The sequence below is a fragment of the Gelidibacter sp. genome (assembly GCF_035515035.1).
In the GTDB taxonomy this organism is placed as follows: domain Bacteria; phylum Bacteroidota; class Bacteroidia; order Flavobacteriales; family Flavobacteriaceae; genus Gelidibacter.
This window is the reverse complement of sequence record NZ_DATJCA010000134.1, coordinates 20,266-36,039: the sequence shown is the minus strand read 5'-3', so window position 1 is coordinate 36,039 and position 15,774 is coordinate 20,266. Positions and strand designations below refer to the sequence as shown.

Sequence of the window (15,774 nt, the reverse complement as noted above, 5' to 3'; positions counted from 1 at the left end):
GCCTTGTTACGTGAACCGGATTTAGTCAACAAACTAAAAACTAAATCTCAATTGGAGGGAAGATGTATTCACTGCAACAAATGTATGTTTAGCGTATTTACCACCACAAATTGTGTATTTACCAAAGACTATGCGACCTCTTCTAAAGAGGCGATATAGACATGAATTGTTTATATCGGGTATGAATTTCTTTATAGGACTAGGTGATCAAAGCTTTTAATTGTTAAATTTATAAATATATAATGGAAATAAACTCCCTAGGGAGTTTATTCTATTTTTAGCAAAAATCTATGAACAATACTAAGACAGCCCTTATTACCGGAGCCACTTCAGGAATTGGCTACATTATTGCAAAGAATCTTGCTCAACTGAATTATTCAATTATTGTTTTAGGTCGCTCAAGTGATAAACTTAACAAGTTATATAAAGACCTCACGGCTATTAATCCAAAGATCAAAATTGACACTAAAATTTGTGACTTATCGTCCTTAAAAATGGTATCAGAAACTTGCTATGAAATAAACAAGTCAGACAAATCAATAGACTTAATGATTTTAAATGCTGGAATTTGGAACTTTGAATTTATTGAGTCGACGGATAAAATTGAAGAGACACTGCAAGTCAATCTTATTGCTCCTTTATTGATTTATTCTAGATTAAAGGACCTTATCCCAAAAAATGGAGCATCCAAAGTGATATTTACGTCCTCAGGTTTACACCAAGGAGTAATAAACTTCAAGGACATTGAATTTAGCGATAAATTCTCAGGATTTAAATCATATCAGCAATCGAAACTAGGATTATTGATGATTACAAGATGGTTATCAAATCAAAATGCAAACTCTGGGATCTCCTACTACAGCGTACATCCTGGCATGGTAAATACGGAAATAGGACGCAGTGCTAGTTGGTTTTTAAGAACATTTTTCAAATTATTCGGTAGGTCAAAAGAAAAGGGAGCCGAAACTCATGTGCATCTAATCAAAACAATGAATTCTGAACTTAAAAGTGGTGAGTACTATGCTGATCGTAAAGTGAAACAAACAACCAAATACTCATACAACATGTCAGAAGCTCAAAAACTTTGGGATGTACTAACAGAATATATGAATAAAATACCCGCAACAGGTTCTGTATGATTCTATTAATGGTTCTGTTTGCAGCATTTATTTTAAGACATTACAGCAAAGGTTTCATTACATATGCCATATTGGTTTATGGAATAACTTTTAAATGGAAACGCTTTCTAACAAAACCTAAACTGCATTAAAACGAAGTTTAGCCAAACCAATGTAAGTAATGCAAAGCCACCACACGGACGAATAACAAATGAAAATAGAACTCGAAATAAAAGACAAAACCAGACAGACCGAAGGAATTAAAATAGCTCCATTCAGAAAGCATATACGAAAGACATTCCACATAAGCACAACAGCTATTTTGAAATCATCTATCTGACTAAAGGAAAGGGGTCGCATACAATTAATAATCGTAAGATCACTTCTGTATCCAATGAAGATGTTTACAAAGAAAAGGCTGATTACACTATACATGTTGGAACAGGTTTAGTAGAAGTGAGTTCTGAGATTATAATCTCAACAACTACTTACAATGGTCAGTTTCCAGGTCCGCTGTTGCGCTTCAAACAAGGAAAGCAGACTACTGTGGATATCTATAATGATACGACACCTGAACAGTTTCATTGGCACGGACAGTTTTTGCCCGTCGATGTTGATGGTGCCGCAGAAGAAGGGACACCGTATATTCCCGCTCATGGAATGCGGAGGGAGGTTTTTATACCCCAACCATCTGGTTTTAGATTTTACCATACCCATTTGGTAGCAGGCAATAATTTAAACGCCGGGCAGTACAATAGACAGGTTGGTGCTGTTTACATCGAGCCAAAAAACAAAATATCTAACGGAGAGTACGCTTCTAAAGAAAAATAAAAAAGGTTTATGGAGTTTATTTTAACATTGTTTCAAAATGCCAGTTTAGGTATCGTCATCCTACTATTCATTCTTGGTATTGCAGCATTTATCCTATCAACTGTATCGGGTGGCGGTGGCTCGCTGGTATTGATTCCTGTGTTAAATTGGATGCTTGGCGTTACCAATACCGCACCAGTTCTGAATTTAGGAACGTTTTTAGGTCGCCCTGCACGTCTTATCATATTCTGGAAGCACATAAAATGGAACGTATGTCTTTATTATGCACCTGCCGCAATTATAGGCGCTTGGCTTGGGGCCTATGTGTTCAGTAATTTTAAGGTTGAGTGGTTACAGGTTTTGGTGGGTATTTTCCTTATCAGTACGGTTTGGCAGTACCGCTTTGGTAAAAAGAAAAAATCGTTTACCATGCGCCTTTGGTATTTTATACCATTAGGACTTATTGTTTCGGTGTTGGGTACTATCATTGGTGCGTTGGGCCCTGTTCTCAATCCTTTTTATCTAAATTTTGGCTTGGATAAAGAAGACCTTATCGCCACCAAAACCGCAAATTCCTTTTTAATGGGGCTTTCGCAAATAGGGAGTTATGCATTCTTTGGATTGTTGCATAATGAATTATGGGTGTACGGTCTCGCCTTGGGTCTTGGTGCTACCATAGGAAATATTATTGGTAAAAAATTCCTTTCAAATATGAAGAGCAGCACGTTCAGAAAACTTGTTATCGTCTTAATGGTTATTAGTGGAGTTTTGCTCATTTATGGACAACTTAAAAATTTATAATCTTTGGAAGAACAAAAAAAACTTCTTGAAATCGCTAAGCTATTCTTCAAGTTAGGCTGTATTACATTCGCCAGTTCTGCAACCCATATAGCCATGTTGGAAGACGCAGTTATCAAAAAAAAGAAAGAGGATGACACAAGAACAGTTTTTCGACCTCGTTGGTGCAACCAATTTAATTTCGGAGCCTAATTCCACAGAAATGACAATGCATTGTGGTTATAAACAGGCAGGGTGGGTAACGTGATCAAAAGAAGTTGAAAGCTTTCACTCGATAGGTTTATAATAAATAAGAAAAAATGAAGAATTTGGAAGATAAAGGACTTTTAAGAACACTTACATTAAAAGACGCTGTAGGTGTAGGATTGGGTGCAATAATAGGTGCAGGCATCTTTGTTGTTACAGGAATTGCAGCCGGCGTTTCGGGACCTGCATTTCTTATAGGGCTTATTGTGGCAGGTATTATTGCTGCTTTTAATGGTTTAAGCGCTGCGCAGTTGGCAGCAATATACCCTGATTCAGGCGGAACCTATGAATACGGTTACCAATTAATAAACCCTGTTTTTGGATTTTCTGCGGGTTGGATGTTCTTAATAAGCAAATTGGCTGCGGGTGGTGTTGTAGCTATAGGATTTGGTAGTTATTTTTATCAATTGGTTCCTATAGGTTCGCCACTCACCCTCTCCGTAATTGCGGTGGTTTTTCTTACTATCATCAATTGTTTTGGCATAAAAAAAGCGGGAATACTAAACCTCGTGATTGTGACTGTAACTCTTTTTTCACTCTTATACTTTGTTTTTAGTGGTTTGCCTAAAGTTAATCCTGATAATTTTAAGCCATTTGCACCTTTTGGCATTTCGGGAATTGCAGAAGCTGCTGCTTTATTGTTTTTTGCATTTACGGGTTATGCGAGAATTGCAACGCTTGCGGAAGAAGTAGCTGAACCTAAAAAAACAATCCCAAAAGCAATTATCATCACAATTATCACGTCCACTTCTTTATGCTGCGGTTTCTGTAGTTGCAATAGGTGTTATTGGAGCCGAAACTATGGCAGATAGCAAGTCTCCTTTGCAAATGGTTGCGAATTCATTGACTACTCCTGGAATCAGTATCGTAATAACGATAGGTGCTTCGACCGCAATGCTGGGCGTATTGTTGAGCCAAATTTTAGGTGTCAGCAGAATGATGTTGGCGATGGGCAGAAGACACGACTTGCCCCAGTTTTTCAAACTATACACAATCGTTATAGGGTGCCACATTTGGGAATAGTTGTTACGGGACTAATAATCTTGCTCCTCACCATCTTTGGAACTTTTGAATTTGTTGTAAGGGCAGCTACATTTACTATTTTGCTCTATTACAGTATTACAAATATTGCAGCACGTAAACAGCCTCGAAAAGAACAAATTTATGGCAGAATAATCCCTATTTGTGGTTTGATAGGATGTTTGACTATGTCTGTTTCTTTACCTTTTAATGTAATGATTTCAGGTATTGGATTACTCATAATAGGTTTTATGGTCAGATTTCTCTTTCATAAAATATATGACAGACGAGAATTATAAACCTTGCCCTTGCATCCATACACATGGACGAAAATGAAAGCACTACCTACAACAATGTATAAGTGTAATGCGTGCTGAATCGCTAAAATTCAGTATTTTGGCATCTATCAAAGTTTAGTGGGGCGGGCAGTGAATCGCTTAGAAATCTCGCACTACGCTTATACTTGAACGTTACCTGCCATTTGACCAACCATATGCTGAATAGAAAAATATTTTTAATCATAGCTGTTTTTTGTGTTTTAAAATTAACGCTTCATCTAATTGCTGATTCAAATTCAGGATTTCAAGGGGACGAATTATTGCACATAGCAACGGGAAACTATCCAAGTTTGGGATATATGGAATTTCCACCTGTAATTGGTTGGTTGGCTTTTATCCAAAATCAATTTCATTCCCAATCCGTATTTGTACATCACATCTTTTCACACATTGCTTCATTATTGATTTTAATATTAATCGCACTTACAACCGTTAGATTGGGAGGTAAATCAAAAGCGGTTTTTATTGTACTTCTTTGCATTTTGACCGCTCCAGCTTTCGGTAGAGGCCATCAACTCTTTCAACCCGTAGTATTTATTCACTTGTTTTGGCTATTTTCTTTTTATCAATTGGTAAGATATGTTACAAGCTTTGATAAAAAATATTTACTATATCTAACCATCTGTGTTGGTTTTGGGTTCCTTACAAAATATGATATTCTTTTCTTTATTGCCGGACTTATAGGCTTGCTATTGAACAAGCCGACACGAGTAGATATTTTGCAAAAAGACATTTGGAAATATATTCTCTTGTTCATTTTAATTATTGCCCCAAATGTTTGGTGGCAATACCAGCACGGATTTCCAGTACTTGATATGTTCTCACGCCTTTATGAAACCCAATTGGACAAATTGACAATTTTGGGAGTTCTTGAAAGCATAATCATATCCTTAAATCCAATAACCATGTTTTTTTGGATTGGTGGTTTCATCTATATGTTTAGAACAAAGAACAATCCAACCTATTATCGTCCAATTGCATTTACAATCATCATTTCCTTAATGCTCCTGGCGTTGAACAAAAGCAAAGCTTACTATATGTATCCTGCAATGATAACCTTGATGATATTTGGGAGCATTTGGTTTGAACAAAGAATTCTCTCAAAACGCCAATGGCTTTTATTTCCAGTAACGGCTCTTCTCTTTTTGTCGGGAATTGTGTTGATACCATTTGGGTTAGCCGTCCTGCCGTTGGATACATTTATAAAATTTGCGGGAATAGAAAAGAAAGACAATCGTTACGAAATAGAATACAAAGAGTATTACTCGAAATCAAAATGGGAAAAAACTATGGATGGCCTTCAATCCGTTTATGATAGTCTTCCAATGAACGAAAGAAAGGATTGTTTGATTTGGGGCAAACATTATAGTCAAGCAGGTGGAGTAAACCTTTTTAGGGAAAATTACGAAATGCCAAAAGCAATTTCATACCACGGCAGTTTCTACCTTTGGTCTCCAGAAAAAGGCGTATTACCTAAAACGATTATAGCGTTTTCAAACGGAGAAGCAGGAATAGATTTTTTTCAATCCTTCTTTAATTCGGTTGTGGCAGTAAAGCAAATTTATAATCCGTATGCTGATGACGAAAAAGATTTGTGGCAAACAATATATATCTGTAAAGAACCAAAACTAAATTTTGAAGAATTGCGGACTGAATTTAAGACAAGGATTTTCGAATAAGTATGGAAATAATTACGGCAGGTAACATTGTACATAAGAAAATAGGCGGATTAGTTGGCAATTCAAGAGAAATTATGAGAAACACATCAAAATTCGTTTTACTGATTTTAACAATCGCACTTACAAGTTGTGGTGCAATGGGAACTAAAACACTTTACAGAACGGAAACGAATTTCAATAAGCCAACCAAAATCGGATTTAGTCAAGTTGCGAATGAGGATATTATGGACAAAATAGTAAAAGGAAGTGCTAAAATATACGACAGCACAATGACAAATCAACTTGCATCTCAAAACATAAAGTCTGATAAAATTGTTGTAGAAAATTTTGACGGATTTGAAAGCGTAAAAATAGATGAAATTAAAAACCTTTGTGCTGAAAATCAATTAGACGGGATGATATTAACTCAATTAAAATTTTTGAACGTAAAGTATAGCAGTATGTTTATTCCGATTGGAGTTAGTGAAGACACGGAAGTGGAAATGCAATATTATGATGCGAATGGAAATTTATTATTGCACACAAAACATAACACTCATATGGGAAATTCCTATTGGGATTTTCCTTCTGCCGACAAAACGGTGACAGACGGAACGAAAGGAGCTTTAGGTCGAATAATAAAAGAAATTACTAAATAAAAACTGCTTACAACAAAGAACTGAGGCAAAAAACAAGGCTTTTCTCCATTAAATTTTGACAAATGCGGTCCTGGCATCGTTGATGTGGAACAAATCTTCCTCGGCCGGCGTGAGCGTCCCGCTCGAGCTCACAAATATTATGCGACCACTATCAGCCATAGAATAGTTTTTAAAAAATACGTAGTTCTACTTATAGGAAAGTTTAGGGAAAGGTGGTAGATTGGAGGTTGGAAAATTGGAGCAATATAAATAACTAAAGTTGCTCTAATTGGCACAAAGAGGGCTGATAGGAGCACTTTTGGTGCTTCTATATACAAGTTGTAGCACATTCCCCACACAAAAAAACTGTTAATTTCTTGAGCTAACGAGTAAATTTTTTACGTAGGAAATTATAGTAAATTTAACGTTAGCCAGAATTTAACGCAACCAATAACAACTTTACACATCTAATAGAAAAAAATCATATATTATGAAAAAATATATACTTATTATTTTTATTGGAATACTCGCTTTAAGTTGCACTTCAGATGATGACAATTCTGGTACTCTAAATAACTGTGATTTCATATCCAAAGTTATATCACAAGACGATTATAATGCAATTAATACTTCAAATTATGTAATATCTGAGGTAGAATTAAATGATGACTGTTTAAAAATTACTTTCAGCTCTAACGGTTGCGGAACAGAATCGTGGCAAGAAAACTTATTTAGTACAGATTCTTTTTATACTGTTTTCCCATTACAAAGAACTCTTAAAATGGAATTAATAAATGAAGAGTTATGTCAAGCCGTTTTTCAAAAAACCGTTTCTTTTGACTTAACAGCAATTCAAATTGATACACAAAATAAATTACCATTAAATATTGATGGATGGAGTAAACAAATTATTTATGAATATTAAAAAACGTGCTACAACACCGTGTAAAAATAATTGCTTGGTTCTCGCCTAATTGGAAATTCCTGCGGGATTTCCACAGGCTCGGTCTATTTTTGTTATTTTAGGTGCTTAACCCACGCAACTATTCTTACACTAAACGTTACCTGCCGCTACCGTTTAATTTTATATCGGAATTTTTATACTTGCTAGTGTTGTGCTTTTTATTCACAATATTAGCTTTTAATGTTTTATTTTCTACCTGTTCGTAATGGCTGTGGCGAGTAGTTGACTTGGACAATTGCAACCAGGCACTATACCGAGAGATTCACAGGGTTTACAAGTAAGCAAAAACTTGTCATTGCTAAATACTACTTAGTGAGCATTACGGTATTTTATTCTTTCGTGTATTCCGACAGATAATTGTCCTTTTTGAGAATCAGCTTGTTTTTAGTTAATTTTTCGATATTGTAGGTAAGCGTGTCCACAGAAGACGTTCCGTTTCCGATACTCTCGACAATAAATGTAATTTGATTCCCTTTTACCTTCCAGTTTTTATAGAGAAGGGTTTTCATATTGTCTGAGCGCGCCGTACCATCATTAAAGAGGGTAAAATGCAATGCAGAATCAGAGGCGTCTATCCAGGACCCAACAAGCAATTCATTTTCAACTATTGACTTCTGATCCTTGGAGTTCACCTCGTTATCCATTGTGGTTTTTGTGTCATTTTTACAAGCCCCCAACAAGAGTAGTCCAACCATTAAAAATGTGATTTGGGTTATCTTTGTTTTAGCAGCTAAATTTTTCATTACTTCGAAATTAATTATCATTATCTTTTTACTTTTGAATACTGGTTTTATTAAAAATACACCGCTTGGAAGACTGCTAATGTTGCCTTCTTATCCGTTTTAAGAATCAACGTATCCGCATTTATAGTGTAATTATCAGCCAGTGTAAAGATTTTTAAAAAATCCTGTTCATTTATATTATCATCTAGGCATGCCCTTATGGTTGCCCTAACATTTTCGTCAAATCTAATTTTGTGGTTTTCTACCAGTTCAAATGCCCCACTAAATTGATTACATCCTGTAAATCCTGAAAATGTGTTATCACTTCTTAAAATGAAATATTGTTCTCTTTCTTGGTTAGGAGCCATTTCGACCTTCTTACCATCTAGGGTAACCAGTTTCCAGTACTTATTTACGATTTCACTTTTGCTCATTTCAATAAATTGGGCTAATGACTTATTGTTCTCAGAATTAAGGTTGAGCACGCCATTTTCGATAGTAAAGTTATTGGACGTTTTTAAAAGTTCGAGTATTTGGCTTTCCAATTCCATTTCTCTTTGCTCACAAGCCATTCGAGTTACGGCAAATTGACTAAACTTAATCTGATTTTCATTTTCGATGGTGTAGGTACCATTTAAGCGATTACATCCAATGAAACCACTGATTATACCGTTTTCGGATAGATCTATATAAATAGGTTTATTATTACTAATCTTATTTTCATTTAAAACGCTTAACTCCCATTTTTTATTAATGGTTTCTGTTTTGGTATTTTTAATTTCACCTGTTGATCCACAACTTGCTAAAAAAGTCGCAAATATTAAAATAGCTATATGCTTCATAATTGTTATTTATACCTAATGTTTAAATTTTGATTAATTTATTTTAAAAGTGAAAGCCTTGTAATTTTACCGTTAAAGCGATTGAACCCTTTGACTACTTTCTACGCCATTGGTAATGGCAAATTTGATGCCAACCATGGATGATCACTCATTTTTTTGCAATCCAGTTTAAAAGGTCCTTGCTATTCCTCTATGAAACTCGCTCTGATGATAATAATTTTTAGGACCTCTATATTTCATCTTAAATCAAAAGTATTATTACTTTTTATAATAAATATATATAATCACAATGGCTTAACACTTTCCTGGATATTTTTTATTAGTTACTGTATAGGTGGTAAAGTGTCTATTGCATTAGAGGATAAAAGCACCTTTATACAAGTGTTTTGAAATGTATGTAAGAAACATGTTCGGGTGACTTTTCTTTGTTTAAAACCTAAAAACGGACTAATCAAAATTCGCGGTGGAACTTTATTTGATTACTATTTCGTAATTGACAAAATAATGAATGGAAAACAAAGAACCTATTTTATAATCCTGCAGTATTTGGATGGTCTATTGCACCTCATGGAAAAGTATGGGAATGATAAGGAAATGAAAATTCGAGGGACGAGTTACATAAGCAATAAAAGAATAGCAGAAAAAAATTGATTTTGAAATTGTAGAAACTGACATTTTGCAAAAAACAATCCTCTTTCTAGCTGTAATAATCCAGCCTACAACTTTACGTTTGAAAAAAACAAGAACCTATTAATCGTTAATTATCCTCGTATAGAACCCTGTAAAGCTAAATACATCAAGGAGTAATAACATATACTCTCCATAACTAAGGATTTATTTAGTTTGTTCCATATCGGCACAAGTACACTCATCCTACATTCATTAAACCGTTCTATTCACCTTAAATGGGTACAGGAACCACGGCCTCAAAGGCCGGCGAAAAATGGGTTGGGGTTGCCATATTTTCCTTTTTACAATTTTTTGGAATTGACCATCTGTAAGCGTTTTACTACCAAATATCATCAATTTCAAGCCATCTATACATTCTTTAATCATAGTATAGAATTTAAGTTCTATACTTGTACGGTCAGTTATCCACTGATTTAAAGCTAATTATGGTTTGCCTTGATGGTCATGATTGAAATCTTTCAGTCCTATCGTTCATTCAGTCAAATTTAAAAACAATTGCCATGAACTGATTGCCAACTCTGCCCAACAACCTACTGCTGCTTATTCCTGTCTTTACTTTAAGACACCTAAATCCGAGATTTTAAAAAGCGCTTTATTTTAATGATTTTCCTTTTCGGGAGATTCATCACACTTCCATAAACTTTTTTTAACCTAAATCACTATTTTATTATGAACAAAACATTATTATTTCTTGGAACCTTATGCTTCCTATTATTGACTACCGAAGGGTTTTCGCAAAGAACGCCCATGAGACGTGGCAAACCTGCACCCAAAACGGAACAGACCAAAAAGGCAGCTGAACCTGAACCGACCGTCCAACTTATTTCACAACCCATTCTGGTTAGTCCCCAAATGCAGCAACTCCCACAAACCACGCAACCCACAACAGCGACACAACAACTGGGGAACAGTAAAATCATGACCTTGGATCCTAAAGTCCTAAAAGTTATTAAAAGTAATCCAATGGGTAAGAAAACTTGGTCTTCTGAATTTAAGGTGATTGATGGAGACTTTAAGTCGGGCGATCATTCTACTTCCCGGACGGCTCCGGCACCAAAGATGGGCAAATTTTGTACGAATACAACTTTAAATACCCAATTGAATACGGACACGTTTAAGGATTTTACTGAAAACGGACCACCAGATTGGCTCAAGCCTGGAATCATCATGAACGCCGTGCAGTTTGTACAGGGAAGTGATCAAATAGAAGAAAACATAGACCGAGGCCCTATTACGATTTCCAATACGGCAACCGGAGAATATGAAGTTATTGACAATCCAAAAAACCGATCTGCCATCAATAGAGCCATTAGAAATATACAATCTAAAGATCCAAATCACGTGCATGGCGCTAATATATCGTATTCTTATACAGAGATTGAATCTCTTGACGAGCTTAATTTTAAGGTTAACGGGCGTTATTCAAATGTCTTTGCTAATATTGGAGCAAGTTTGGGTATTGAAAACAACAGTTCAAAATCTCATCACTATTATCTTGTTGAATTTCAGCAATCGCTTTATAGCTTGGAGGTAGATGGCTTGAGTCCGCAAAAAGTATTCCCAAACAACCCAGAGGTAGACCTCAGCAATTATGTGTATATCTCTAAAGTAAACTACGGAAGAAAGGGTTATTTTATGTTTATCACTGAAAAGAGCCTCGAGGATTTTGGGGCCAAGGGAAGTGCGAGCATGAATTATATGGGTCAAAAAGCGGCCATTGAGTCCAATCTTGAAAAAATCTCAAAATCTAAAAGTACCACAGTCAAGGCCTTTTATTATGGTGGAGCCATACAGAGCGTGGTTAAGGATATTGCCGCCAATTGGAATGAAACCGGTAGAAAACCATTACACGATTATATAGCTGGGTATAAATTTTCTCAAGCTGAAGCCTATCCTATTAGTTATGAAATGAAAAACCTGGATAATAAGCGTGTGGGAATGACCAGTAAAAATGCTCAAACCATTCCAACTTGTGTCAACTCAAACGGGATGAAATTAAAAGTCACCCTGATGCAACTTCAAAGTGGAACCACTCAAGACGGAGATAAAATTGCCGACTTGGGGATTGTACAGCATGTGAGGTATAAAGCCAACGGCAAGGTCATCACCCCATCAGAGGTTGACATTAGAAAATTTAAGGATAACAAAAAATGCGGTCTAGGTGGGGGTAACAGTGGTGATGAATGGTCAGATGCCACGGCACTTATTTGCGGGAACTCTGATAGACAAATTGCCGTAACAGTTTCTCCAAAAATTAATGGAGAGCGATCAGCAAATATTGACAACTCTGCCATATTTGATATTACGCATCAAGAAGCCAATGACCAAAATGCTGAATTTGAAATTGATACTTTTGTCAAGGAATATTCTAATCCGGATATTATTCTCAACAACGATCCTCGACGAACCAAGGTTGCTATTCATGATGTCTTAGCTATCTTAACGGGTATTAGAGGTATTAACGAAGGGCAAAGCTTTTTTGATGGTGGTGTATCAAGTAGTTTACAATTTGACCATTTTAATGGCGGCACTTTACCGCTCAGAAATGTAGGAAAAAATGGCGATATCATCTTGGAAGGACCTATACGTGCAAGAAATAAAGGTCCGGAAAGTCTTGAAAAGGCTTTCGTTTGGATGCGCTTTGAACTTGTAAACTAACCTTATAAATTATAATGACTTGACACCTTGTTGTAGTTTACAAGCCATTCATAATTATAAAAAAATAGTGCAATAATTAACAAACCCTTCAGATTTAAAAACTTGAAGGGTTTTTACTTTTCAGTTAATTTAGAGCCGTTCCAATGGATATGATTAATAAAGTCAGTATCAAATTGGCCGTTTTAGAACAACATATAGCTCCATAAGTCAATAAAAAATCATGTGGCTTAGCAAACCTGCACTTACCTTCGTTTTACTAATTCATTTTGATTTGTGGGAAACACCCTCACTACAACCTCAACGCCATCTATGTGGAGGCGCAATGCTATTTTATCCTCATGTTCTTAAATTTACTATCTTGGTAATGAATACCACTTGAATCTAAAGAACATACATCACCATGAAAAAACACCTATTCATTCTACTTATTGGATTAACCGTTATAGGATGCTCAACGGATGACGATGTATCAGAAGCTGTTACTTTACTATACCATCAAACGTACTGTAGTGATCCATGGGAATCTGTCGAAGACAACAGAGCGTTAGCTGACAAAATAAGCACCTACTTCGCGTCAGAAAATATTGCTATCTCCAATCTGAAAATTGATGACAAAGGAACACCAGAAGCCTGTCTTGGATGTGGTTGTTTAACCGGCAAGCGGATAATCTTAGAGGTTAATAAAAATGATTTAGATGCTATAAAAGCCTACGGATTTCAGGAATATAAATAAAATAAAAGCATTTCCATACCGTGTAAAAGCAACGATATACAATAAAGTACTGTGCTGAAAAACCTTTAAAACCGTATGGATTCTAAGTGGAAGTATGCTCGCTGCACAGGAGTCCTGCTGGTGTGATCGGCACGATACTTAATTCTTGACTTAGGTATTACTGACCTAGGTTGTTTTAAAAAAATTCCAATTGATAATAAGAAAATAATATGGGGGATAAATTCAAAAACAAATATCGGATACCGTCTGCCCGTTTACAGTCGTGGGATTATGGTAACAGTGGATTGTATTTTATAACCATCTGTACCAAAAATCGTGAACATTATTTTGGGGACATCAGGAACGGCAAAATGAATTTATCGGACATTGGTGACCTTGTAACATCGGAATGGATCAAAACATTTGATTTGCGTCCGGATATGAATTTGGAAATGGATGAATACATTGTTATGCCCAATCATTTTCATGCGATAATTGGGATTGGTGAAAACCGGTATAATACCAATTCGGCCCACAATCAAAAAATTTGGCATCGGTAATTCGTGGATTTAAAATTGGGGTCACCACAAATGCACGTAAAATAAATCCAGAATTCGCATGGCAATCCCGTTTTCACGATCACATCATCAGAAATGACCGGGTATTAAAAAACATCCAACGGTATATCATCAACAATCCATTGCAATGGAAGACAGACAAATTTCATAATTCTCCATTAGAATATTTTACAGATCACAGTAATCCCAATCCGTTCTGAAATCAGCGTTATATTTTATATGTCGATGTTTGGAATTTTGCTATCTTTCTGTACTGTAATCACTAAGTAAATCATCCATGATTGAAAATTTAATGAATATTACAAACGTGAAGTATTCTTCCGAATTACCTGAAGATCGCTTAAAACAGAAGATGAATAAAGTTTTTGGCGAGCGGACTTCAAAATTTGTAGGAACATTTACTGGTCCGCATGAGTTTGCCGCCTATGATAAATGGTCGGTTATATCCTGGTATGTGCCTAATTTCAAAAGGAAATCGGCTTATATAAAAGGGGAGATCTTAAAATCAGGTAAAGGGACACTGATAAAAATGAACATCAGACCAAATACCATGTTGTCCATTGCGTCTATTCTTTCTGTAGTGATTGGCATCATGATCATCATAGCAGCAGGATCACATACGCGATTCTTAATTATTGGCTCCTTCTTTGTTTTAGTGGGGGTTTTATATTATTCGCTGGGAGTATTTTCAAGAAATCGGCTCCGAAGTAACTTTGAGAAGATTTTGGACTTAACAAAGATTTAAAGCTGTGAAAATTCTAAGCTTCCTAATTCTTTTGATCAGCCTCAACTCTTATGCACAACAATTAACCTGTGTTGATTTTAAGGAGGGACAGTTTTATGTTCCGGCAGATGGAGAAACACTTCTTTCCTATAAAATTATTAGAAACGGTACGGAACAGATTGAAATAGTTGAAGACCCAACCAATCTGTTAGGACCAGACTTTAATAAAACTGCTTTCGTAAGAATTGAATGGCTTGATGCCTGCACTTCTCGGCTCACCTATGATGGAACGAAAATGACATTGAGCGATTATCAGAAGTACATCAATGAAAACAATGGCTTTTTAACTGAAATGGTAAAGATTGAAGGGAATTGCTTTTATTTTAAATCGACGTTTAATGACCACGACTTGGGAGAGGTAATGACTGGTAAGATTTGTAAAGAATAATGACCAACCTGCTGTGCAAACGTCGCGATCGCGCTGTAGCGAAAGAATAATTTTTCATAATCCATATCTGTCTCATCTCCCTAAACATGTATATTGCTATCCTTGGTCTATAAAACTGGGTAGGATTGTATTGTGTGATTGTTTTAAGAGGTGAGCAGCCATAAGAACACGAATATCCCAAAATTTATAAGATGCATCATAAACTTGAAACTATTAAGGAAGTAATCTCAAATTATATTGAAATAAACGAGGAAGAATGGAGGTCTTATTCTTCAGGATTTAGCGTGCAAACATTTAGAAAAAAGGAGATACTTCTTGCTCAAGGGCACCTATGCCGCGATGTCTTTTTTGTGGTCGAAGGCCTTTTAAGAGTCTTTTTTGTAGATGGTGAAGGTGAAGAAAAGACTTTTCATTTCTCCTTTGAAAATACGTTCTCTGCCGATTATGAAAGTTTTTTGAAGAAAATGCCCTCAAACTATTCCATTCAAGCTTTGGAAGACACTACAGTTGTCTTAATGTCGTATGATATGTTGCATGGTGGATATAAAATTCTTAGAAATGGGGAGAAACTTGGCAGGCTGCTTGCCGAGGAGTATTTCTTTATATTTAATGATAAAATTCAGGCCATTTACACCCAAAGTCCTCTTGAAAGGTACAACAGGCTTATTCAAAAGTTCCCTAACATTCTACAGCGTATACCTCAGCATTATATTGCATCTTACTTAACTATTAGTTCTGTGCACCTCAGTAGATTGAAAAACTCCTATTAGGAAATCAAAGTGTTAACATATGTTATCGTTTTTTAGAGGA

The 15,774-nt window shown here is 35.8% G+C and carries 15 protein-coding genes and 1 pseudogene; 14 read left to right on the top strand and 2 right to left on the bottom strand.

Annotated features, from left to right (window positions below):
• Window positions 1-290 precede the first annotated feature (290 nt).
• The 7 genes and pseudogenes from VLZ86_RS11245 to VLZ86_RS11215 all read left to right on the top strand — a co-directional run bounded on the left by VLZ86_RS11245 (window position 291) and on the right by VLZ86_RS11215 (window position 7,551).
• A complete protein-coding gene (locus tag VLZ86_RS11245) occupies window positions 291-1,139 on the top strand; it encodes an SDR family NAD(P)-dependent oxidoreductase (RefSeq protein WP_325451349.1) in 849 nt (282 codons plus the stop codon).
• 435 nt (window positions 1,140-1,574) lie between these two features.
• Window positions 1,575-1,949 carry a multicopper oxidase domain-containing protein gene (locus VLZ86_RS11240; RefSeq protein ID WP_325451347.1) on the top strand — a complete coding sequence of 125 codons (375 nt, stop codon included), beginning with the start codon at window positions 1,575-1,577 and terminating at the stop codon, window positions 1,947-1,949.
• 9 nt (window positions 1,950-1,958) lie between these two features.
• Window positions 1,959-2,729, top strand: a complete 771-nt coding sequence (locus tag VLZ86_RS11235; protein ID WP_325451345.1) for a sulfite exporter TauE/SafE family protein — start codon at window positions 1,959-1,961, stop codon at window positions 2,727-2,729.
• A 296-nt stretch (window positions 2,730-3,025) separates the two neighbouring features.
• Window positions 3,026-3,995, top strand: a pseudogene (locus VLZ86_RS11230) (APC family permease).
• 460 nt (window positions 3,996-4,455) lie between these two features.
• Entirely contained in the window at window positions 4,456-6,009 is a 1,554-nt protein-coding gene (locus VLZ86_RS11225) for an ArnT family glycosyltransferase (RefSeq protein WP_325451343.1), read from the top strand.
• A 2-nt stretch (window positions 6,010-6,011) separates the two neighbouring features.
• Window positions 6,012-6,647 (top strand): hypothetical protein, encoded by a 636-nt coding sequence (locus VLZ86_RS11220; RefSeq protein WP_325451341.1) that lies wholly within the window; start codon window positions 6,012-6,014, stop codon window positions 6,645-6,647.
• Between the two features lie 469 nt (window positions 6,648-7,116).
• Complete coding sequence (locus VLZ86_RS11215; protein WP_325451339.1) at window positions 7,117-7,551, top strand: hypothetical protein; 435 nt, start codon at window positions 7,117-7,119, stop codon at window positions 7,549-7,551.
• 368 nt (window positions 7,552-7,919) lie between these two features.
• Here the strand turns inward: VLZ86_RS11215 and VLZ86_RS11210 are convergent, their stop codons facing one another.
• Together VLZ86_RS11210 and VLZ86_RS11205 are read right to left on the bottom strand one after the other, a co-directional pair.
• The gene (locus VLZ86_RS11210) at window positions 7,920-8,333 is read right to left on the bottom strand and encodes a lipocalin family protein (protein ID WP_325451337.1); all 414 of its coding nucleotides are present in this window, start codon (window positions 8,331-8,333) and stop codon (window positions 7,920-7,922) included.
• A 50-nt stretch (window positions 8,334-8,383) separates the two neighbouring features.
• The gene (locus tag VLZ86_RS11205; RefSeq protein ID WP_325451335.1) at window positions 8,384-9,154 is read right to left on the bottom strand and encodes an META domain-containing protein; all 771 of its coding nucleotides are present in this window, start codon (window positions 9,152-9,154) and stop codon (window positions 8,384-8,386) included.
• Between the two features lie 1,359 nt (window positions 9,155-10,513).
• Between VLZ86_RS11205 and VLZ86_RS11200 the strand changes: the two genes are divergently transcribed.
• The 7 genes from VLZ86_RS11200 (at window position 10,514) to VLZ86_RS11170 (ending at window position 15,734) form a co-directional block, all read left to right on the top strand.
• Window positions 10,514-12,502, top strand: coding sequence for a thiol-activated cytolysin family protein (locus tag VLZ86_RS11200; RefSeq protein ID WP_325451333.1), 1,989 nt, complete (start codon window positions 10,514-10,516; stop codon window positions 12,500-12,502).
• A gap of 400 nt (window positions 12,503-12,902) precedes the next feature.
• Window positions 12,903-13,235, top strand: a complete 333-nt coding sequence (locus VLZ86_RS11195; RefSeq protein WP_325451331.1) for a hypothetical protein — start codon at window positions 12,903-12,905, stop codon at window positions 13,233-13,235.
• Between the two features lie 209 nt (window positions 13,236-13,444).
• Window positions 13,445-13,774 carry a hypothetical protein gene (locus VLZ86_RS11190; protein WP_325451329.1) on the top strand — a complete coding sequence of 110 codons (330 nt, stop codon included), beginning with the start codon at window positions 13,445-13,447 and terminating at the stop codon, window positions 13,772-13,774.
• Window positions 13,762-13,992, top strand: a complete 231-nt coding sequence (locus VLZ86_RS11185) for a hypothetical protein (protein ID WP_325451327.1) — start codon at window positions 13,762-13,764, stop codon at window positions 13,990-13,992. The genes VLZ86_RS11190 and VLZ86_RS11185 overlap by 13 nt, the downstream gene beginning before the upstream one ends.
• 77 nt (window positions 13,993-14,069) lie before the next feature.
• Window positions 14,070-14,537 (top strand): hypothetical protein, encoded by a 468-nt coding sequence (locus tag VLZ86_RS11180; protein ID WP_325451325.1) that lies wholly within the window; start codon window positions 14,070-14,072, stop codon window positions 14,535-14,537.
• 4 nt (window positions 14,538-14,541) lie between these two features.
• The gene (locus VLZ86_RS11175; protein ID WP_325451324.1) at window positions 14,542-14,964 is read left to right on the top strand and encodes a hypothetical protein; all 423 of its coding nucleotides are present in this window, start codon (window positions 14,542-14,544) and stop codon (window positions 14,962-14,964) included.
• A gap of 191 nt (window positions 14,965-15,155) precedes the next feature.
• Window positions 15,156-15,734, top strand: a complete 579-nt coding sequence (locus tag VLZ86_RS11170) for a Crp/Fnr family transcriptional regulator (protein WP_325451323.1) — start codon at window positions 15,156-15,158, stop codon at window positions 15,732-15,734.
• Window positions 15,735-15,774: the final 40 nt, after the last annotated feature.